The sequence below is a fragment of the Acetonema longum DSM 6540 genome, from assembly GCF_000219125.1.
GTDB lineage: Bacteria > Bacillota > Negativicutes > Sporomusales > Acetonemataceae > Acetonema > Acetonema longum.
This window is the reverse complement of sequence record NZ_AFGF01000084.1, coordinates 1-22,174: the sequence shown is the minus strand read 5'-3', so window position 1 is coordinate 22,174 and position 22,174 is coordinate 1. Positions and strand designations below refer to the sequence as shown.

The window sequence follows — 22,174 nt, the reverse complement described above, 5'->3', positions numbered from 1 at the left end:
TCTCTCTCTCTNTTNTTTTTTAGGGTCGTTATCAGTAAACTGCAATGACTTCGATTTCCACCAAGGCATCTTTAGGCAATCGCGCTACTTCCACACAGGCCCGCGCCGGGCATTCCCCGGTAAAATATTCGGCATACACATTGTTCATCGCCGCAAAATCATCCATATTCTTAATAAATACCGTGGCTTTAACGACATGGGCCAGTGTGCAACCGGCCTCCGCTAAAACAGCTTTTACATTTTCTAAAGACTGTTTGGTTTGGCCGGCGATACCTCCTGCCGCAAATTCACCGCTGGTTGGAATGACCGGCAGTTGGCCGGATACAAAAACCAAGCCGTTGGCTTTAATCGCCTGAGAATAAGGACCAATCGCCTTTGGCGCTTTAGCCGTACTGATAGCCTGTTTCATTAATGTCGGCTCCTTACAGTTTGTTTATTGCCGCTTCCATTCTGTGAAGCGCTTCCACCAATCTGGAACGCGGGCAGGCAATGTTCATTCTCATAAAGCCTGCACCGCCAGGCCCAAAGGTAGAACCTTCATTCATGGCAACCTTAGCCTGCTCCAGGAAAAATTGATTCAATTGTTTCGGCGCCATATTCAAAGCCTGGCAATTCAGCCAGATCAGATAGGTGGCCTGGGTGGGCGTTACTTTAAGGCGCGGAATCCGCTCGGCAACGAACTTGTTAAGGCAGGCAAGGTTTCCTGCCAGATACTCCAGCAATTGATCCGCGTAATAGTCGCATTCGTTATAGGAAACCTCAATAGGCAGCGTGCCGAATACAGTCCGGCCATAGGCTTTGTTATCTTCCAGGGGGGCATAGAAAAGATCATGGTTATGGCGATTGGGAATAATGACCGCTCCGGTCCTCACTCCGGCAATATTAAAGGTTTTGCTGGGATTCACGCAAACCACGCAATGATCGGCGGCTTCCTGCGAAATGCTGCCAAAGGGAATATGCTTGCTGCCTTGATAGATAATATCCGAATGAATTTCATCGGAAACAACAAATACATTATGCTTCAGACACAGTTCCGATATTCTTTCCAATTCTTCCCGGGAAAAGCATTTGCCTACAGGGTTATGAGGGCTGCACAGAAGGAACATGGTGGTACGCTTTTTACTAAGCAGTTCCTCTAAATTGTCATAATCAATTTCATAGCTGCCATCCGCTTTGCGAATCAGTTGATTTCCCAAAATGTGTCTGCCATTATGAGGAATAATATCGTGGAAAGGATGGTAAGCGGGCATCTGAATGACAATATTGTCGCCAGGGCTGGTAAAGGCGCGCATGGCATAAACAATAGCCGGCACCACCGCAGGAGTATATTCGACCCAATCAATATCCACATCCCAGCCAAAACGCTTCTTCTGCCAATTCACAATCGATTGCTCAAAATTTTTGCAATTGATCGGGTAACCATAAATGCCATGCTGCGCTCTTTTAACCATGGCGTCGATAACCGGCTGCGGGCATTTGAAGTCGGTATCGGCGATCCACATCGGGATTATATCTGCAGCATAGGTATCCCACTTTTTGCATTCGGTGCCTCTGCGGTCAACCAGTTCATCAAAATTATGCTTCATCAATGCAATCTTCTCCTCTCAGAATCTAACAGTTTCCTATAGCTTGCTAACTTGGCTCCAAACAAATTGGATGCGGAGGCGCTTTCCTTCTCCAGGCGGCCTTTCAGCCGCCTGGTTATGCCAAAACAACGTCCAGCTATTGGAGGAAAACGTCCGTATAAGCGTATAATGCGGGAGAGCCACCGGTATGAACAAATAAAACTTTATCTTCCGGCTGAAAAAATCTCTTTTTTGCCAAATCAACTAAACCGGCCATCGCCTTGCCTGTATAGACGGGATCAAGCAGAATTCCTTCCGTTCTCGCCAGGAGTTTTACGGTATTGATCATTTCCTTGGTCGGCAAAGAATAGCCCGGTCCTATATATTCGTCAAAACACAAGACTTTATCACGCGGAATGGCGCACTGCACTCCCATTTTAACTCTTAATTCTTCGGCAAGATCATATACCTTTTGTTCTTGTTCCGCTTTTGCCCTGCTGCAGTTAATGCCCACAACCGGAATATCGGCATTGTTCCCGTAAAGACCTACTAATAAGCCGGCCTGGGTTCCAGCGCTGCCGCTGGTCGTAACAACATAGTCGAACTTGATTCCCAGATCAAATGCCTGAGCCAGTATTTCTTCAGCGCATGCTATATAACCCATGGAGCCAATTACGTTTGAAGCTCCGCCCGGGATGATATACGGCTTGCGGTTTAATTTGACTAACTCTGCCGCAACCTGCTCCATTGCCTTCATCTTATCTGTACCGTTGGGGACAACGGTTATGGATTCGACGCCTAGCAAATGATAAAGCATATTATTGCCGCTGGCACCGGTCTTATAACTGCCGGCGACACGTTCTTCCAGCACAAGCCGGCACTTCAAGCCTTCTTTAACCGCAGCCGCCAAAGTAAGACGGCAATGATTCGACTGAATGGCGCCACAGGTAATTAATGTATCGGCTCCCTGGGCGAACGCATCGGCTACTAAAAACTCCAGCTTCCGTGTTTTATTTCCTCCGCCCGTCAAACCGAGCAGATCGTCCCTTTTCATATAGATCTGCGGACCGCCAACCGTTTCTGAGAAGCGGGATAATTTTTCAATCGGTGTTTGCCATGGCGTATAACGCCGTCGGGGAAATTGAGCTAAATTCATAATACAATTCCTCCCTGTGAGTTTATGAATGATTGATGAAAATAAACGCTATATTGATTAGAGCGGCGACCACCATCGGAATGGCCGTTCTCTTCACAACCTGAACCGGTGAAACTCCGGCGACACCGGCTATTGCAACAATGGCTGCCGTAATGGGCGACATTACACGACCAAAGCTTGTCATAATCTGCATGGGCAACAACAAAGTAACAACGTCAATTTTTAAAGAAGCGGCGATTTTAGGCGCAAGCGCTGCGAAGGAAAAGAAAGCGGCATTGCCGGAACCCATTAAGAAAGCGCATGCGGCAATGACTATGCAAAAAATGATGATTAAGACGTGAATGCCCAGCCCCAGATTTTGTGTGCCGGCGATCATCGCATCGACAGCCCCGATTTTGGTCAAGCCTGCGGCAAACACTTCACCGGCGACGATTAAACTCACCACTGTGGCAAAACTATTGCCCATACCTTCATATAAATATTTTAAGCTCTGTAAGGTGGCGCCAAAATTTTTGGTCCTTACATATTCAAAAGCCATGCTGATAAATGTACTCAAAAACATGGCCGTAACAACATCCATTTGGATCTTGCTTTTAAAAATAGGGCTGAAACCAAGAATAAACGCCATGGGGACGATGGGCAGAATCGCATAAATTAAAGGCGGACGTTCTTCATCCTCTTTAATGCCGTCAGCGGAAACAGTATAACCGTTAATGCCTTCCTTCTCATCCCACCACTTTTGTACGAAGTAGTGCACAACACCAAGAATCAAGGTTGTTGTAAAAAATATCGGCAATTGATAATCGACAAAGAATACTGCCGGATCCAATTTGCATATATTGGCGGCCAGAATGGCATTGCCGGAACCGGGACCGACATCCATATACTGGGCGCAGCCGATGACGCCCAGAGCGGACAATTTACTAACTCCCGCTCTTATCAGGATTGGATACAGCGTTACCATAAGCAGCAGGGCCAAGCCGGCATGACTGGGAATAAACAGCACCAAAAACTGACTTACATAGAAGCTGAAAATCAGTAGAATATACGGCGATTTGACACGCTTGAGCGGGGATGCAACTATTGCAAACAAGGACTTACTGGCCCCAATATACTCCATGTACCTGGCAAAGCCTGCTATTGACATGATAGTCAGGCCAAGACCGGCGACGCGGGAACTGAGCAATACCTTAATGGTATGGAAAATATCCAGGAAAGCGGAGCCGGAAGATTGTTTAGCCTCAAGAATAGAGCTAGTGCCGCTAAAATAGGTGGCCAGCAGTAAAACAATGCCGGCAGTGAGCAGAACTGCCTGGGGATAATGTTTCTTGATAATCATGTAAATAACCCAGCTAACTACTAAAGCCGTGATGAGAATTCCCATTCGTTCATACCTCCATTTTAAATATACCTATCAACTATAAAATCAGTATGTTTGTTAAAGCCTGTCTTGAGTAACTCTTCCTTTAATTTAAAAATTTCAGTAAATTTTGCCTGACAATATGAGCTCCTATGCTAGCAATCGACTATTCGCCCATTAATGTTGAATATACTCAATTGTATCGCGATCACTTTTGGCAATCGTACTCACAGCCTGACCATAACTGCGGCACTGATTTATCACCTCCCCGGCCGCCGTAGCTGCCTTCCCGGTAAATGGCATTCATGCCATTCGCACTTTACACTCTAAGACACCTCCTCCATACCTGCCGACATGTGTTCAGCTTATTTCACCCCCCCAGCAGCATTCACGGGTCGGAATGCTGCTATAATACACTACAACAATGCTTTGTTCGCCACCTCGCATCATTGAGCATACTCTTTAAAGGTTAACGGGGAGGATTACCCGTATATTTGCTTGATTCTTTGATAAGCCTTATCCTTGACTTCGTCATAGCGGCTATTGCCCCATGTATCCATAGTCACAATAAACGGGCCGAACCGCTCTACCTCAAGCACCCACATAGCTTCCGGCATTCCATTTTCCGGCCAATAAGCGGTTGTAACTTTTTTCACTCCCGCTGCCAGTTGAACGGCACAGCCGGGAGCCGCCTGTAAATAGGCCTGTTTGTGCTTTTGGAACATCTCCCGGCTGTCTTTAGCCAGTCCGCCTTTACCAATAATAAGTTTTACGCCAAGCTCGCCCGTCATGCCGGCATGGGGCTCCATGCGAATGCTGGTGGTAGGGCCTATAACCACCAGTTCCCAGCCCTTGTCTGTTTTGCGAACCACAGGTCCGGCGTGAAAAATCGCCCGGCCTGATAATTCCACCGGCAGAGGCTCGCCTTTCTCCCGCAGCCGTTTTATTTCTAAATGGGCCATATCCCTCGCGGTGTACACCGTACCCGTTAAATAAACTGTATCCCCCATACTCAGGTTTTCTACCTGCGCATCATTGACCGGCAGCGTTAAATTATGTTCCGTCATGTTACTTTGCCTCCTGAAATAAGTATTCTCTGCGCCCGTCAGGATAGAAACGCACGCCAAACCTGCGGGCAACCCAGCAGTGAAAATTGATGGTGACAGGACAAATAGCGGTATGCGTTGCAGCGTAGCCAATTTTCACCGCTAAACAGGTCGTATCGCCGCCAATGCCCGCAGGTCCCAGGCCTAGCGAATTAATATTTTCCAGGAGTTCTTTCTCCAGGCTGGCAAACAGCGGGTCCGGATGCTGGTCCCGCCAGTCCCTGGTACTGATGGCTTCCCGGCTGAGTTTGGCCGAAATATCCATCTGTCCGCCGATGCCGATGCCAATTGCCGAAGGAGGACAGGGAAAGCCGCCGCCCTTTGTTACCGTTTCCAGCACCAGTTTTTTGAGGCCTACATAGTTAGTTCCCAGGGTTGCCGGCGTCAAAATAGTCGAAAGATTGGCCAGCTCTGCCCCGCAGCCTTTAGCGCTCATGATCACTTCCATATATTCCTGACCGGGACGATACTGGTATTCGAAGTTGGGAATTCCTACCCCGGAGCTGTCTCCCGGATTATAGCGGGTCAGCGGGTGAACAATGCTCGGGCGGATATATCCTTTTTTCGTACATTCCACAACTGCCTGCGGCAGCCATTTCGACAATCCGCCTAAATCAGCCTGGTCACCAAAACGTATATATACCGTCGGCAGCCCCGGCGACTGGCAAACCGGCTTGTCCAGTTTCCCCGCCTGTCCCACATTGTCAATCATAGATTGCAGCAGGGCCTTCGCTCCCTGGTTAGACTCCTTTACTAACGCCTTATTCATAATTTCCAGCACATCGGAGGAAATCCCGGTACACATGTTGTGCACCAATGAAAAAATCTCCTCATAAGTAATTTTAAAATCTCCCATAATCGTTAATCCTCCTAATCATCTCACCGCAGTCTGCTAAAAGTTCTATATTTTTGCACATATCAATGATCGCGGGAATCGCCCGTTCCTCCAGGATCGGTTCCACCAGCAGCCGGAACTTTGTTTCAACCTCCTCCCAGCTAAGCGGATTTTCCGGATCGCCTTTCGGATAAGCTACATATTCATGCAGAACCCGCCCATCTGCCAGCTCCAGAGAAAGCCTGCAGGGCCATGCTATGGGCGTCTGCCGGTCAATCTCCGCATCGACCGCCACGGATGTTTTGGCCATTAATGCTCTTACTGCCTTATCCGTCAATTTGTCCTGAGAAAAATCATCCAGCCCTATATTCCCATTTATTAATGCCCGGACCATGCAATATTTCAAGCTGAACTGTCCCTGACGGGAATCCAGCGGATCTTCAAAACAGGCTACCTGTGTTGCCGCCTGATACGTATGAATGTGAATCTGCTTAATATCTGACAGGACAGATTGAGCCTGCAAGTATAAACTTCTGGCGCAGTCGATAGCTGAATGTGTATGCCGGCAGCAGGGATACGGCTTAAACGATACTGTTGCAGTCCTGTATTTAACATGAAAATCCTGGAATAGTTTTTGTTCTATATCCTGCCTGGCGTAGCCCGCAAAAAATCCCTGCCTGCCCTCTAAAATCCGGCTTGCCCCCGTAAGGCCTGAGGCAGCCAGCTGCGCTGCCAATACGCCTGTTGAAGCTGCTTTACCGGCATGTAAATATTTGCTCATTGCCCCATCGCTTAAAAATTCCCATAAGCCCGCAGCCATAGTGCCTGCACTGCCAAAAGCCCAGGACATTTGCTCCTGATTCAGCTTCAGCATCCGCCCGGCGGCAATAGCTGCGCCGAATACGCCCGTAGTAGCCGTCGTATGCCATATCTGATAATGCGCCGGCGTCACAGAGGTCCCTATACGCAGCATGACCTCATACCCCGCAACAATTGCCTCAAGCAGTTCAGCGCCCTTCGAACGCCGCCACTCGCCGATACTAAGCGCCGCGGGCATCACCACGGTAGCCGGATGCGAAATAGATTCCTTATCTACATCATCCATCTCCAGAATATGCCCGAAGTACCCGTTAGCCAACGCCGCATTAACAATTGAATTCAATGACGAAACTCCCAGTATGCTGGCATGCGCATTCCCTCCCATTACGGCAGCATACTCTTTAATACATTTGGCTTGCGGCATTACAGCACCACGTATGGCACATCCCAGAAAATCCAGCAAGCATTTCTTGGCTTGTTCCTTTACTTCCGCTGGAATAGCTTCCATTCTAAGTGAATCGGCAAACTCCACACATGCTGTTGAAATTCCACTATCTTGCAAAATTTCACTCCCCTTTTAGCCAAGATTCTTTCTCCATATCATTTCGGTATACTGGTATACCGTTTAGCAGGCACGATCCCTGCCTCGCTCATCGTGCTGCTTTGGCAATATACTCTTTTGCATTGGACAAATGCTCCTGCATCAGCCTGAAGGCTTCTGCACCGTCTTTTTCTTTAAGTTTCTGCATGATCTCTTTATGATACCTTAGTGAAGTCTGCCATCTGCTGGTGTCTTTCAGTGATTGCTGCCGCGAAAATTTCAGTAAATTCCCCAAGGATTCATTGATAGATACCAGTATGACGTTATGAGACGCTGTAATAACAGCATTGTGGAACCGGGCTGACGCATCCACAATATCTTGATCCGAGCCCCCGTTGCAGGTTAGTTCCATTTCTTGAACAGCCGCTTCCATTGCACTCAAATCTTCATCAGTGCGGCGCTGGGCGGCAAGCACTGCCGCTTGTAGTTCAATAGCCTGCCGGGCTTCAAATAAGTCTAGCAAAGTATGCATTGGATCAATCATGATAAATTCAATATTATTTAGCACATTGCTTATATTGATTTTTTTGACAAAGACTCCTTTTCCTCTAACATGCTGTACCGCGCCTAAGAATTCCAATATTTTCAGCGCCTCCCGAACCGGGACCCTACTAACATCGAACATTTGCGCCAATTCGCGCTCTGAGGGCAATTGATCCCCTTCTTTTAAGTGCCCATCTTTCATCCACTGGCGAATTCGATCGACAATCTGCGCATAAAGAGAATCAGGCGAGTTGTCGGTCATTCTTGCCAATGGCTCATTCATATATAAATACATATGCTCCCCCCAGGAATTCCGGTATACCATTATTGCCTAAATTATAATTCCTATTTTTAGCTGCGTCAATATAATCCGAATTATTAAAACTATTGCTGCCTTATCAAAATAAACACTAGGGGGAAATAAAGCCATAAAATTATGCTTTACTATTCAAATTCACCAATTGACCAGTTTCATCCAGCATAACTTCACTGCTTCTTCTGATGTTTTCAACCATTTGGAAGACGTGCACTAAGGATTGGTTTGTTTCTATTGAGTTTTGTAAAACCTTACCATAAAAATCCTGATTGCCTTTCAATTCGTTCGATAAACTCGACAAAGCCGGAATTATATTTACAACAGCGGCTTGAACCTCCTTCACTGCCTTTAGGATCATATCTGTAGATTTCTGGCTTTCCTCAGCAAGTTTACCCACCTCTTTTGCTACCACCGCAAACCCTCTCCCCTGTTCACCCACGCGCGCCGCCTCAATCGTAGCGTTTAATGATAATAAATGGGTTTGACTGGATAGATGCCTAATACTCCCGGCAATCCCTCCGATATTTTGGGTAGCTGCTGTCAGAGATTCGGAAAACTGTATAACCTGTTTGAGGCGCTCCATACCATTTTCCATTTTAACGCTCAGTTCTTTAAACATTTCAATTTCAGCATCGGTTGATCTGGAGATCGTATTGGTAATCGATGTTAACTGTTGGAGCTGCTGCGCCTGCTTTTGCGTACCATCGGTAATATGCTCAAACAATCTGGTATTTCTAAATGTCGTGATCCATTGCATAAGCTCCAAAAATGATGGTAGATTTAACGTTCGTTTGGCTCCTATCAATTTTATATCTTCTCTGAGGTATGGCTTATACTGCTCATAAACAACGCCCTTTTTCTCCATGGTCGTTGCAACGCCCATGACATAATTAGCTTCGCGCAGTATTCCGATGATTTCTTGTTCCGACAGCTCATTCACCAGTATGTATTCATATGTGATATGATCAATATTTCTTTCCTGGCACATCTGCACCAATCTTCGAGCGTAATTAGTCGAATTACTTAAAACATATACAGTGCTTCCATCCGGAACTTTTGTTACATCTATATAGAATTGTTCTACAGGCACCATTTCTATGCAAAGGGTTTTTTCAACCGGTATTGTTTTTGGCATGCGCTCTTTGAGCGATTTGGCACATACAAAGAGGTCGGCAGCGCTATGCTCGGGGAGTTTGTCCATGGGACAAGTACGCGCATCCACCGTTTTACCTATGCCCGCCAGGAAAGCTTCCAGGGTCTCTTCCATTACTAATTGTTCCATTCCAGTAAAGATAATCCTGATATCTCCGACCATATGAACAACCTCGCTTCTAAGTCTATACTTTAAAAAGCTTTGATTTTTTGTAAGAACCGACGCATCCTCTTTAAGTTCCACTTTTTTCAATACCCTATTCTCATGTATGCTTTACTCTTTTCACAAGTATGTAGGTATGCCGGTATACCAATATAGACACAATATTCTATTACTTACCTCCTACATTTACTGGCGGAATCCGATCAATAATTTGTGCATAAAAAAATCAGTTGAACAAGCAGCTGCTCTTCACTAGTGGTTATTTATCCATACAAATGCTTTAAGGTTTCTTCCAGGAATTCCGGTATACCACTTACTTAAATTATAATTCTTGTTTTTGGCTGCGTCAATATAATTTTTTAAATTATTTAAACTATTGTTGTATTATCTAATAATGGCAAGGTGATGCTACAGCGCCGGCAGTGATGTTATGGCCTGTAAATGCGCCGGTCTGCCTTTAACACTGGAGTACTTAAAAATACAACAAGGCAGTCACTGTAAGCAGTGACTGCCCCACGCTATCGACCTATTCAAGTCGGCAGCCATTTATTGAAACAGGTCTCGAAGCGAGCTCAAAACAGCAAGTTTTACCTATCCCCGAAGCCGGGACTGCAGTTTTGCCGCCTGCATGAACGCCTCTCCGCTGGCGGCAATGGTCGCCTTTATGTCTTCATCCGAGTGAGCTGCAGACATAAAGGCAGCTTCGAACTGAGACGGGGCCAGATAGATTCCCTGGGCCAGCATGGCGTGAAAGTAGGTGTTGAAGGCTTGCACGTCGGACTGTTTGGCGCTGTCGTAGTCATAGACCGGTTTATCGCTGAAGAACAGCCCGAACATGGCGCCGATCCGGTGAAATTGCAGCTTGTCAAACCCCTGCTTTTTAGCTTCTGCTTCTAAGCCGGCGCAGAGTGCGGCGGTTTTTTGGCTGATCTTAGGGTAAAAATCCGGATCCTCAGAGATCAGCCGCAGGGTGGCGATGCCGGCAGTCATAGCCAGGGGATTGCCGCTGAGGGTGCCGGCCTGATACACGGAGCCGGCCGGGGCCACCATTTCCATGATGTCGCGTCTGCCGCCATAAGCAGCCACCGGCAAGCCGCCGCCAATGATCTTGCCCAGACAGGTAATATCCGGTTTGATGCCGTAGTAAGCCTGAGCACCGCCCAGGGCGACCCGGAATCCGGTCATGACCTCATCAAAGATCAGCAGCGCGCCATAGTGGGCGGTGATATCCCGGACTTTTTGCAGGTAGCCTTCCTGAGGCAGAACCAGACCCATATTGCCGGCAACCGGCTCAATGATGACTGCCGCAATTTGTTCTCCCTGCCGGGCGAAGACTGCTTCTAATTCCTCAGGATCATTATATTTTACGGTTAAAGTGGTCTGAGTAATGCTGTCCGGCACGCCGGGACTATCCGGTACACCAAAGGTAGTGGCGCCGGAACCGGCTTTGACCAGCAGGCTGTCATGATGACCGTGATAGCAGCCGGCGTATTTGACAATCTTGCTGCGCTTAGTATAGGCTCTGGCCAGCCGCAGCGCGCTCATGGTGGCCTCAGTGCCGGAGTTGACCATGCGTACCATTTCGATGGAAGGAACCAGCTTGGTCACTAGTTTGGCCAACTCGGTCTCCAAAAGAGTCGGGGCGCCGTAGCTTGTCCCGCGGGCAGCTGCTTCGACAATGGCCTGGATGACTTGGGGATGGGCATGCCCGACGATCATAGGGCCCCAGGAACCAACGTAGTCAATATAGGAGTTGCCGTCAATGTCTACAATCCTGCTGCCTTCCGCCCGGGCGATGAAGGGTGGCGTGCCGCCTACACCCCGGAAAGAGCGCACCGGACTGTTGACGCCGCCGGGTATGTACTGTTTTGCTTCGGCAAAAGCCTGTTCGGATTGGGTCAGTTGCATTGTCTTGTCCCTCCTGTTACTTCAAAACTCATCTTTGTCCTCGAATCTGGGACCGTTTAAAAGATCCAGATGCTAGGAAGGTCGGGAAAGCGCGCGCAGACAGCATGTTGAGGGCACGGCAGTGCTGGAAAGATGCGCAGCATCGTGAAAGCTGGAAAAAGTAAAGTCGCTTTTCAAGGTAGTTAGAACAAATAAACTATGGACGATGGATCCGAAAAGGGATACTTTCTGAACAGCGCGCTCTCGCAGACCTGACGACGCAGATGGGCCTTTTTCAACGGTCTCTCAGCCACTTGGCGGCATCTACAGCATGGTAGGTAATAATCATATCGGCGCCGGCCCGTTTCATACCGGTTAACAGTTCCAGCACGGTCCGTTTTTCGTCAATCCAGCCGTTTCTGGCGGCGGCTTTTACCATGGCGAATTCGCCGCTGACATTGTAGGCGGCTACCGGCTGCCGGAAAGAAGTCTTTACCTGATGCATGATATCCATATAGGCCATAGCCGGCTTGACGATGATGATATCGGCTCCTTCCTGAACATCCAGAGCCACTTCCTTCAGGGCTTCCCTGGCATTGGCCGGGTCCATCTGATAGGTGCGGCGATCGCCAAACTGAGGGGCGGAATCAGCCGCCTCCCGGAAGGGACCGTAAAAAGCCGAGGCATATTTGGCGGCATAACTCATGATAGAAATATCCTGAAAGCCGCAGGCGTCCAAAGCCTGGCGAATGGACGCGACCCGTCCGTCCATCATATCCGAAGGAGCCACCATATCCGCTCCGGCCTCGGCATAGCTGATAGCCGTCTGGCCCAGACGAACCAAGGTGGAATCGTTGTCCACCTTCTGGCCTTTGATGATGCCGCAATGGCCATGATCTGTATATTCGCATAGACAGACGTCGGTTATCACCACTAATTCCGGCAGGGCAGCTTTAATCCGTCGGACAGCCTGCTGAACTGGGCTGTTGGCATCCCAGGCGCTAGACCCTTCTGCGTCTTTATATTCCGGCAACCCAAACAGCAATACCGCCGGAATGCCAGCTTCATAGGCTTCTCGCGCCACTTCTTCCGCCATGTCCGGCGACAGATGATAGTTGCCGGGCATAGAAGGAATTTCATTTTTTACCCTGCTGCCGGGAACCACGAATAAAGGAAAAACCAAATCCCCTGCATCCAGAGTGTTTTCTCTCACCATGGCGCGTACGCCGGATGACACCCGCAGCCGGCGGGGTCTGATCATCAGATTACCCATATGGATCCTTCCCTTCGGCTTGTCATTTCTGTTTAAAATACTCGGTTATGGACTGTACCAGTCCTTGTATAGTGTATTCGGAAGCGATAATCGCCGGGGTGATGCCTAAATCGTAACAAGTGCCGGCAGTGACTGGTCCGATACAGGCTATTTTGGTATTCGCCAGGAGCTTCACCGCATCCGGCCCCAGAAGAGCTACGGTATTGGTTACGGTGGATGAGCTGGTAAAGGTCACCATATCCAGCTTGCCGTCAGCCAAGTCCGCCGCCAGCTTCAGGCCGTCGGTCAAGCCGGCGACAGTGCGGTATACGGGGGTCACCTCCACCGCCGCTCCCATTTCGGTCAGCTTGTCCGGCAACAGGTCCCGCGCCACTGCCGCCCGGGGGATCAACACCCGGTCCCCGGGTCGGATATATGCCGCCAGGGCTTCCGCCACTCCTTCGGCACGAAATTCCACCGGCACGATATCGGCGATAATGCCGTATTCCCGTAAACAGGCCGCTGTCTGAGCGCCGATGGCCGCAACTTTTGCCTCTCCCAGCGCTCTTGCATCCTTGCCGGCCTTTTCTAATCTGGCGAAAAAGGCCTTCACACCGTTCACACTGGTCAAGACAACCCAATGATAATCCCGGAGGTTTTGAATCGCCATATCCACCGGGTTGTAACTCTCCGGCGGTTCAATCCGGATAGCCGGCGCTTCGAGGCACATGGCGCCCAGATTCTCTAATCTGGCAGTCAACAGGCTGGCTTGCTCACGGGTTCTGGTGACCAATATCCGTTTGCCAAACAGAAGCTTTCGGTCGAACCAAGCCAGTTGCTCCCGCAACCCAGCTACCTCGCCTACCAGAAAAATAGCCGGCGGTTTAATCCCATGCCTGATTACATCCTGGGCAGCCTGGCCAAGGGTTGTATGCCAGACTTCCTGCTCGGGCTTGGTACCCCAACGGATAATGGCGGCGGGGGTATCGGCCGGACGGCCGTGTTCCAGCAGTTTGGCGGTAATATGAGGCAGGTTTTCCACTCCCATGAGGAAAATCAAAGTATCTACGCCGGTAGCCAGCTTGTCCCATCGAACGCTGGATTCAGGCTTAGCCGGGTCTTCGTGGCCGGTAATCACGGCAAAGGAAACAGCCAGCCCCCGGTGGGTAACCGGAATACCGGCATAAGCCGGTACGGCAATGGCCGAGGTAACTCCCGGCACAATTTCAAACTCCAAATGATTCGCGACCAATCCCAGAGCTTCTTCACCACCCCGGCCAAAGACAAAGGGATCGCCGCCTTTCAGACGGACAACGGTCTTGCCGGCCTGAGCCTTGTCCACAAGCAGACGGTTGATATCTTCCTGCCGCATGGTATGGTCGCTGGAGGCCTTGCCTACATAGATCAGTTCCACATCCGGCCGGGCATATTGCAGCAGTCGGTCGTCAGCCAGCCGGTCATACACGATGGTGTCGGCCTGCTTGATAGCATCCACCGCTTTCAGGGTAATTAACCGGTAATCACCGGGGCCGGCGCCCACTAAAAATACCTTGCCCGGTTTTAACTGCATATCAGGCATCAGTGTTCTCCTCCTTCGCGGCAGTCCAATTCTGACAAAATGGTTCTGCCTCCCGCCGCGAGCATTTTATCGGCCAATTCCCGTCCCATTTCTTCCGCCACCGCCTGATCCGGCTGCATGCCCCAGAGCCAATCACGGACGATGCGCTGCCCGTCCAGAGACAAAATCACAGCTGTCAGACGCAGGATATCCTCCTGCCAATCGGCATAAACGCCAACGGGGACCTGGCACCCTCCTTCCACCATACGCAAAAAGGAACGTTCGGCCGTAACCGCCAGCCGGGTCGGTGCATCTTCCAGACAACTGATCATATCCACAGTATGCCGGTCATCAGCCCTGGTTTCAATTGCCAGCGCTCCCTGTCCTACAGCCGGCAGGCAGATCGACCGGGGCAGCACCTGCCGGATACGATCGCCTAAATCCAGCCGTTTCAGACCGGCCACTGCCAGGACGATAGCGTCTAACTTCTCGTCCTCCAGTTTGCGCAGCCGGGTATCCACATTGCCCCGCAGGTCGCTGATCACCAGATCGGGCCGGCAAGCCAAGAGCTGAGCCCGGCGGCGAAGGCTGGATGTGCCGACTTTGGCCCCCTGTGGCAGTTCATCCAGGGACTGGTACCGGTTGCTGACAAAAGCATCACCCGGATCCAACCGTTCTGTCACAGCCGCTAAGGTTAATCCCGCCGGCAGCTCGGTGGGCATGTCTTTCAGGCTGTGTACCGCCAGATCGATCTCACCGGACAGCATGGCCGATTCAATCTCCTTGGTAAACAGCCCTTTGCCGCCGATCTTGGCCAGCGGCACATCGAGAATTTTATCGCCGGTGGTGGTAATATGCCGGATCTCAATTTGGCTGTCAGGATAGCGTTCCTCCAGCCGGCCGGCGATGTAGTGCGCCTGCCAGAGAGCTAGCTTACTGGCGCGCGTACCGATGATCAGTCGTTGTTTTTCCACAGTGTGCTTCCTCTCTAATCTCTTCAAGATTAAACAACGCGTGCACCGCGTTCAGATAATAGGTTTCCCGGCCTTTGGCAGCCGCCTCGTGCATTCCGAGGATCGGGTCCCGCAGCAGCTTGCGAACCAGCATCCGGGACATGTGCTCCAGCACTTTTCTCTCGACTGCCGTAATCTCCGGCAATTTCGTTAAGGCCCGTTTCAGTTCCCGCTGCCGGATGCGTTCGGCTTTGTCGGCCAGTTGAGCCAGAGTGGGACGAAACGGCAAATAACGGAATTTCTCGAGCAATTCTTTAATCTCGATTTCAATCAGTTCACCGGCTTGTTCCGCTTCCTGAGCCCGACCCCGTAAATTGGACTCCACCACCGCCTCCAGATCGTCGATATTATACAGATTGACGCCGGCAATGGCACCCGCCTCCGGTTCCACATCCCGGGGCACGGCGATGTCAATAAGAATCAGCGGAGCGCCCTGCCGTTTCGGCATAAGATGGGCCACATCCCAGGCAGTGATAATATAGTGAGGGGCGCCGGTGGAGGTGATAATGATATCCGCCTCCCGGGCGCTGGTTAAAAAGTTTTCAAAGGGTACGGCAATACCGTTAAACCGGCCGGCTAACTGAACCGCCCGGTCATAATGGCGGTTGGAGACAAACACCGTCTGCACGCCGTTTTCCACCAGATGCCTGGCGGTTAATTCACTCATTTCCCCGGCGCCAAGAATCAATACCTTGGAAGCGGCCAGATTGCCAATTTTCTTTTTCGCCAGTTCCACCGCCGCGTAGCTGACTGATAGGGTACTGTAGGCGATGCGGGTCTGGGTGCGGACCTTCTTGCCCACGGTGATAGCCCGGTGAAACAGGGTATTGAGCATAGTAGCGGTTGTGCCTGCATCCCGGGCAATGCGGTAGGCCTTTTTCACCTGACTGAGAATCTGCCCTTCGCCGACGATCAATGACTCCAAACTGGACGCCACCCGGAATAAATGCCGAATACAGTCCTCACCGGTATGATAAAATAAGTAGTTCTCCGCATCCACCTGACTGCCGGCCATGCCGGTCAGCATTCTGCGAACCGCCGGCAGCGCTTTCTCGCTATTCTCGACAACCGCATACAGCTCAGTCCGGTTGCAGGTGGAAAGAATAACACACTCCTCAAGCTCTCCACGCTCACCGCTTTCCCGGATGCGGCCCAGGATCTTTTTGATCTGTTCTTCGGAAATGGAAAGGCACTCCCGTATCTCTACCGGAGCGGTCTTATGATTCAGTCCCAATACTACCAGCTGCATGTATAATCTTCTCCTTTGCGTCCTCCAGCCTACCTTGCCGCAGCAGCAACAGAATCTCGCTATTTAAAGACTCCCGCCAAAAAACTTCCCGGTCCCTGCCGGCGCCCATTCTCTGTCGGATGTCTCGCCGTATTTCAGCAACCAATTCAAGATATTGCCCATATTCCGGTCCATAGAGGCTCTCTAATTCTTCCCGCAGCCGTCTGGCCAGCATTGGGCTTTTACCGCCGGTGGACACAGTCAGAAGCAGATCCCCCCGTGTCACCTGGGCCGGAATCGTAAAATCACATAGTTCCGGCACATCGACCACATTGACCAATACTCCGTTTTGCCTGGCTTCCCGATAAACAGCCTGATTCGCATCGGAATTATCGGTAGCGCAGATGACAAGAAAATAGTCTTGCGTATCCCCGGCCTGAAACTCCCGTCTCGCCCAGCGGATCCGTCCTTGCTGAGCCATTCTGTCAAGAGTGGCGGTCAGTTCCGGGCTGACCACTGTAACGATGGCATCGGCCGCCAAAAGCGACTTCACTTTACGGGCCGCCACTGTTCCGCCGCCGATTACGGCGCACTGCCGCCCGGCAATCTGTAAATTAATCGGATAATAGCCCATTCTTTCCGTCATCTCCAGCTCGTCATCCTAACTTATATTCGTTCCTTCGCAGTAATATCCTTTTTTGCAGATATTCTCGCCCATCCGAAAAAATAGCCCCTGCAGGGCAGGGGCTATTGAGAAATTACCTATGGCCTTAAACCCTGGATCCGTTCAATAAGGCCCAGATGCCAGGTCAGAGAAACGCTTGCGTTTCCGTACTCGTGAGGAATTCGGGTGACTTTTCGGCTTATGAGGGATCATCCTCTATCGCTACTGTCCCGAATAGTCACGAATTCTGATACAGCGCGACGAGGACGGGCGTGAGACTGTACGTTCGCAGGGTACGTCGAACGCCCGCAGGAGTAACGACGCAGATGGGCCTTTTTCAACGGCCCCCTGCATAGTCCTGGCCGACGATCACCGTCACCTGCCCGGCTTTTTTCTCGTCCCGGCTAACCTGCAGAACATAATTAAACGGCAAATTAGTCAATTTATTCACAACCACACTGCTGGTGGTATGGGATATAACCGCTGTATAGCGGTTTTCCGCTGTATTATTCACCCCGATAATCTCAAAGCCCTGCCGGCGAAGAAGATCGGCCATTCTGCCGCCGGCGGCCGCATCATCGCTGCCGTTGAGGATTTCCACTTTTACCCGGCTGTCGACAGGTTTCGGTTGAGTCGGCTTTGGCGCCGGCGGCAGATTTTGCGTCGCCGATGCTTGCGACGCGGCCGAAGATCTTTTTCCGCCGGACTGCTTAACAGGCAATCCTGTGCGAGGATCCCGTTCAATTCTTGCCTTAGAGGATTTATTTTTGGATTTGGATTTGGATTTAGAGGAAACAGCCTTGTCTTCCTTCTCTTCCGGCTCGGGCTCTTGCTCCGCTGCCGCTTTCAGGGCTTCCAACCTCATAGACTCAATTTCATATTGAACTGCTTGGTCGGATTCAGCCGCTAATCGTCTGGATGCCGCCCGATACGCCACATCCTGCGTGAAGCCCTGACTCTGAGCTATGTAATCCCGCATGGCCATAATGTCCGGTATCCAGTAACTGATTTCGTGAAGATCCATCGGTATGCCAGGCAAAATGTCGGTTTTGACCCCTTTATCTTTCGTTTCTTTCAGCAGTTTGGTCAAACCTAACATATCACTCAAAGACAGGTCGGTCTCAACCATATTGTTCGCTTCTTTGACGATTCCCGGCAAATTAATCAGGATGGCCGGGCTTGTCACCTCATCCAGCATGGCTTTCAAAAATCTCTGCTGTCGGGCGATCCGGCCGATATCGCCGTCTTCATTGCGGTAGCGAACATACTGAATCGCAGCCCCCCCGTCCAGATGCTGCATGCCTGGCTGCAGGTCAATCACCAGATTATCATAGGGATCTGTATAATACATCCGGTCTTCCACCTCCAGGTCAACGCCGCCAATGGCGTCCACCAAGCGAGTGAATCCGGAGAAATCAACAGATACATAGTAATCAATAGGAATTCCCAACAATTCTTCCACTGTCCGTTGGACCAGTTCTCGCCCTCCGTACATGTGGGCATGGTTAATTTTATCCCATCTGCGGCCGGGGATTTTTACCCAGGTATCCCGGGGAACGGATAATAGTGAGGTTTCTTTTGTCTTAATGTCCACGGTGGCCACCATAATGGTATCGGAACGGCTGGCATCATTCACACGCTTGTCAACCCCCAATAACAGGATGTTCACCTTGCCTTCCTGAAGGTCTGATCTTGTCTGGCCACTGGTTTGAGTGTTTTTGGTCCGTTTAGGCGTCCAGGGCTCACTGCCGGCAAACCAATAAAAAGTAACGGCAGCGGTTACTGTCAGCAATAGCAATATCAATACGGCATATAGCCAGACCGGGCGCTGTTTCTCACCCTGCTCCTGGGTATGTCGTTCCATGCGCGGCCCCATATACAAATCACCCTTTCTACCCCTGTAACAAAAAAGCATGCTGCGCATCTTATTTTAAGTGGTCTTTACAAAAGAAGCTCCCAAAGCAAGGGAGCTTCTTAACAGTATAAGTATACAGTAAGCCCAGCAAGATAGTCAAGTTAAGCGACCTCGTAGCCAGCCTCTTCCACGGCGGCTTTGATGGCCTCCAGACTTGACTTGCCGGCATCATATTCTACCGTCAGAGATTTTTGGGCCAAATCCACTTCAGCCGCTGCAACTCCCGGCAAACTGCGCACCGCCTTTTCCACCGCGTTTTTGCAGTGCATGCAGCTCATTCCATCTACGATCAGAGTTTGTTTCATTAATCGTTCCTCCTGCCTTTCTGTTATAGTTTGCTGACGACTGCCTGTACCTTTCCAGCCATGGTCAGCTCCTTGTCCCGTCTGTCATCTATCCGGATCAGGGTAGAAACCCGCTGCGCCCCATCAGCAAAAGGAACTTCGTGCATTTTGCTGATGACTTCCAGAATCCGGTTCAAATCCCCTTCGATAACAGTCGCCATCGGGGTCAGTTGATATTTAAGATCCCTTGCTTCTGCCAAAACTTTATGGCAAGATGCCACATACTTGCTGATACTGGGAGTAGCCGTTCCCAACGGCGCAATAGTAACCTCCACGACTGCCATGCTCTCACCTCAAACTCTATTGATACTTAAAAATATTTCTTAAATTTAATATTCGCACAGTGGTAAAAAAAACCTTCCTAGCATTCCCTGGCAGGTAACTTTTTTCTGTTAATGCAAACGGGCCTTTTTCAACGGTTCCGCGGGAATTTTTTCTCGATTTCCCGCCACATCTCCGGCTGCTCCTGGCCAATCCGCCAAATGGCGATTCCCGCCGGATTATGTTTGGCTATGACATCGAGCTTAGCTCCGGTGCTTTGTACATCCTCAAACCAGACATTCCGCCCGCCATAAGAAAAGTGAGGCGCTTTGGCTACAGCGTCAAACTGGATGTTAGCGGCGTTTCTCTCGGCTCGCAGAGTGGCTTCCACATAGGTAATATAATCAGCCTCCCCTTCTCGCGGCCAGTCATAGCCATATGCGCCAACACCGACAATGATTTTATGGGGTCCGCCGGCGCGTTCAATGGCATACTGAATGTTTTCTTCATACCAGTCAATAGGCGCTATCGGACCGGGATCAGATCCCGGCCAATGCTTGTCATAGGTCATGATCTGGAGAAAATCAGCATTCTTGGCCAGTTCGACATAATCATAGGCCCCTGATACGTCTTCCGTTACATCAATCTGGGGAAAGACCGAAAAAATGACGGTTTTATTGATTGGCTTCAGTCGAAGATACAATTCAGCCGCAAACATATTCAAATTCAGACGGTGCTTTGGCGCCAACTGTTCAAAGTCAATATTGACCCCGTCATAGTTTCTGGCAGTTATTTCTTTGACAATATTGTCAATCACTTTCGTCCGTCCTCGGGAATCAGCCAGGATAGTATCAATAGCTTTACCTTGATTAATCATCAGCGGATAAACCGCTAAGCCCATCTGTTTGGCTGTGTCATATACGACCTGGCTATACTTGCTTTCCAGCGTTCCGTCCGGCCTGATCTTATACCAAAAGGGCGCTACTGCTGTCATCGCCTTGCCAAAAGCCTTCATACTAGGCAGTGAACCGGAGCTGTCGCCTGTGCCCGGCCAAGGGTTTTCGTAATAGCCGATAATCAGGCGAGGCTGTACGGTCTGCTGCTCGGGCGTAGCCAAAGGCTGCGGCAGCACTTTTGGCGCAGGCGCCGGTAAAGCCCCTGAACCACCGCCAAGATGTCCGCTGCCCCAGATACCCGCTCCCGTCAGAATCACTACTGCCGCCGCTAATCCCCACCAATATTTCCGCTCCATGCTTTCTTCCTTTCTATCCTGTCTGTTGATATTCTAGTCATTTGTGGTTAGTATGGGCGGCAATAAGCATCTTATTCCAGGTCACTTTAGGCCAGGGGCCAGGCAAAAAAATAAAAGCCCTCCAGGAAGGCTTTAGCCGCGAATCTGGGACCGTCCAAAAAGATTCAGTTCTAGGTAAGAGCAACGTCTGCGCTGCCGTGCCAGTGAAGAATTCAGGTGACTTTTCGGCTTATGAGAGATCATCTGCTATAGCCACTCTCCCGAAAAGTCACGAATTCTGACACAGCGCGGCGAGGACGCGCGTGAGACTGTACATTTGCAAGGTACATCGATTTTATAAAGATGCGGAGCATCATGAGATCAGGAAGAAAGCCGGTCGCTTTTCGCCGTAGTCACAGCCAAAATATCTATTGCCTAGAATCCGCAAAGAGGCGTTTTCTGACTGAGCCCGCCCTCAGGAGGCTGAAGTGACGCAGATGCAGATGGGCCTTTTTCAGAGGTCCCCCAGTAGTCTGATTTTCTCTAAAAAACTATATAGTATCCGGGCGGTTAACCCCCAGATCACCTGGTCCTCGTATTGGTAAAACCAGACCGGATATTGGGTCCGTCTTTTCCATCCGTTGGAATAACGATCAAGCAAATACAGCGGAAAATCCGGCAGGGGACGGCTGGCCAGTTCCATTTGGCCAATTACCGGCCGATGGTTCAAAAGATAATTCAGCGGCACAGTAAACGTCCGGGCCACTTCACGGGGATTGGGGCACACGTCCTCCGGCTGACGCAAATACCCCACAAACGGGTACAATATCACTCCGATGGGACTAATCAGATAGTTCATCGGGCCGAGAAATTCAATCGTATCCTGGCCTATGCCCAATTCTTCACTGGTCTCTCTCAGAGCGGCGGCCGCCGGCGAGGGGTCGACAGCCTCGATCCTGCCGCCGGGAAAGCAGATCTCGCCCGGCTGCCGGGCCAGTTCGGCAGAACGGATTTCGAACAGAATACAGGTTTCTCCCTGCACCTCCAATAGAGGCAGCAAAACCGCTGAAGTCAAATAATCCTCCGGATTGTCGATCGTGGCCGGCTGTTGATTTAATGCTTGCCGCAGCGCTCGGCTCGCTGCCTTTTTTTGACCGTTAATATGAATCACGGGGTCCATCACACCTTATCGCAATTCGCTTTATTCTACAAAACCATTATATCACCCTGCAGCGTATTTACCTAATAAAAGGACCTCAGCAACA

The 22,174-nt window shown here is 50.3% G+C and carries 20 protein-coding genes; all 20 read right to left on the bottom strand.

All coding sequences use genetic code 11. From position 1 onward, the window contains the following. Nucleotides 1-31 precede the first annotated feature (31 nt). The 20 genes from ALO_RS10140 to ALO_RS10045 all read right to left on the bottom strand — a co-directional run bounded on the left by ALO_RS10140 (nt 32) and on the right by ALO_RS10045 (nt 22,089). Complete coding sequence (locus ALO_RS10140) at nt 32-409, bottom strand: RidA family protein (protein WP_004095333.1); 378 nt, start codon at nt 407-409, stop codon at nt 32-34. A 13-nt stretch (nt 410-422) separates the two neighbouring features. Further along, a complete protein-coding gene (locus tag ALO_RS10135; RefSeq protein WP_004095330.1) occupies nt 423-1,586 on the bottom strand; it encodes a MalY/PatB family protein in 1,164 nt (387 codons plus the stop codon). A 136-nt stretch (nt 1,587-1,722) separates the two neighbouring features. After that, the gene (cuyA, locus tag ALO_RS10130) at nt 1,723-2,721 is read right to left on the bottom strand and encodes a D-cysteate sulfo-lyase (RefSeq protein WP_004095328.1); all 999 of its coding nucleotides are present in this window, start codon (nt 2,719-2,721) and stop codon (nt 1,723-1,725) included. A 22-nt stretch (nt 2,722-2,743) separates the two neighbouring features. Beyond that, nucleotides 2,744-4,105: a C4-dicarboxylate transporter DcuC gene (dcuC, locus tag ALO_RS10125; RefSeq protein ID WP_004095326.1), complete on the bottom strand. Its 1,362-nt coding sequence runs from the start codon at nt 4,103-4,105 to the stop codon at nt 2,744-2,746. 458 nt (nt 4,106-4,563) lie between these two features. Then, nucleotides 4,564-5,148: a FumA C-terminus/TtdB family hydratase beta subunit gene (locus ALO_RS10120; RefSeq protein ID WP_004095324.1), complete on the bottom strand. Its 585-nt coding sequence runs from the start codon at nt 5,146-5,148 to the stop codon at nt 4,564-4,566. Nucleotide 5,149: 1 nt separating this feature from the next. Then, entirely contained in the window at nt 5,150-6,043 is an 894-nt protein-coding gene (locus ALO_RS10115; RefSeq protein ID WP_004095322.1) for a fumarate hydratase, read from the bottom strand. Further along, a complete protein-coding gene (locus ALO_RS10110; RefSeq protein WP_040293128.1) occupies nt 6,030-7,403 on the bottom strand; it encodes an MmgE/PrpD family protein in 1,374 nt (457 codons plus the stop codon). Before ALO_RS10110 ends, ALO_RS10115 begins: the two co-directional genes overlap by 14 nt. An 88-nt stretch (nt 7,404-7,491) precedes the next feature. Next, entirely contained in the window at nt 7,492-8,220 is a 729-nt protein-coding gene (locus ALO_RS10105) for a FadR/GntR family transcriptional regulator (protein WP_139025372.1), read from the bottom strand. 139 nt (nt 8,221-8,359) lie between these two features. Beyond that, a complete protein-coding gene (locus ALO_RS23515) occupies nt 8,360-9,637 on the bottom strand; it encodes a methyl-accepting chemotaxis protein (protein ID WP_274428119.1) in 1,278 nt (425 codons plus the stop codon). Nucleotides 9,638-10,147: 510 nt separating this feature from the next. Then, entirely contained in the window at nt 10,148-11,464 is a 1,317-nt protein-coding gene (gene hemL / locus ALO_RS10095; protein ID WP_004095317.1) for a glutamate-1-semialdehyde 2,1-aminomutase, read from the bottom strand. 274 nt (nt 11,465-11,738) lie between these two features. Beyond that, nucleotides 11,739-12,716 (bottom strand): porphobilinogen synthase, encoded by a 978-nt coding sequence (gene hemB / locus ALO_RS10090; RefSeq protein ID WP_004095315.1) that lies wholly within the window; start codon nt 12,714-12,716, stop codon nt 11,739-11,741. Nucleotides 12,717-12,738: 22 nt separating this feature from the next. Continuing rightward, on the bottom strand, nt 12,739-14,274 hold the full coding sequence (cobA, locus tag ALO_RS10085) for a uroporphyrinogen-III C-methyltransferase (RefSeq protein ID WP_004095314.1): 1,536 nt from the start codon (nt 14,272-14,274) through the stop codon (nt 12,739-12,741). Further along, nucleotides 14,274-15,227 (bottom strand): hydroxymethylbilane synthase, encoded by a 954-nt coding sequence (gene hemC / locus ALO_RS10080; protein ID WP_004095313.1) that lies wholly within the window; start codon nt 15,225-15,227, stop codon nt 14,274-14,276. Before hemC ends, cobA begins: the two co-directional genes overlap by 1 nt. Then, nucleotides 15,187-16,515 carry a glutamyl-tRNA reductase gene (hemA, locus tag ALO_RS10075; protein WP_004095312.1) on the bottom strand — a complete coding sequence of 443 codons (1,329 nt, stop codon included), beginning with the start codon at nt 16,513-16,515 and terminating at the stop codon, nt 15,187-15,189. The genes hemC and hemA overlap by 41 nt, the downstream gene beginning before the upstream one ends. Then, nucleotides 16,484-17,140: a precorrin-2 dehydrogenase/sirohydrochlorin ferrochelatase family protein gene (locus ALO_RS10070; protein WP_004095311.1), complete on the bottom strand. Its 657-nt coding sequence runs from the start codon at nt 17,138-17,140 to the stop codon at nt 16,484-16,486. Before ALO_RS10070 ends, hemA begins: the two co-directional genes overlap by 32 nt. Nucleotides 17,141-17,495: 355 nt before the next feature. Further along, entirely contained in the window at nt 17,496-19,022 is a 1,527-nt protein-coding gene (locus ALO_RS10065; RefSeq protein ID WP_169313139.1) for an LCP family protein, read from the bottom strand. Nucleotides 19,023-19,174: 152 nt separating this feature from the next. Next, the gene (locus ALO_RS10060; RefSeq protein WP_004095302.1) at nt 19,175-19,378 is read right to left on the bottom strand and encodes a copper ion binding protein; all 204 of its coding nucleotides are present in this window, start codon (nt 19,376-19,378) and stop codon (nt 19,175-19,177) included. A 23-nt stretch (nt 19,379-19,401) separates the two neighbouring features. After that, nucleotides 19,402-19,701, bottom strand: a complete 300-nt coding sequence (locus ALO_RS10055; RefSeq protein ID WP_004095299.1) for an MTH1187 family thiamine-binding protein — start codon at nt 19,699-19,701, stop codon at nt 19,402-19,404. Nucleotides 19,702-19,829: 128 nt separating this feature from the next. Beyond that, on the bottom strand, nt 19,830-20,930 hold the full coding sequence (locus ALO_RS10050) for a glycosyl hydrolase family 18 protein (protein ID WP_004095297.1): 1,101 nt from the start codon (nt 20,928-20,930) through the stop codon (nt 19,830-19,832). Between the two features lie 493 nt (nt 20,931-21,423). Next, nucleotides 21,424-22,089 carry an NUDIX hydrolase gene (locus ALO_RS10045; protein WP_004095295.1) on the bottom strand — a complete coding sequence of 222 codons (666 nt, stop codon included), beginning with the start codon at nt 22,087-22,089 and terminating at the stop codon, nt 21,424-21,426. Between the last annotated feature and the right edge of the window lie 85 nt (nt 22,090-22,174).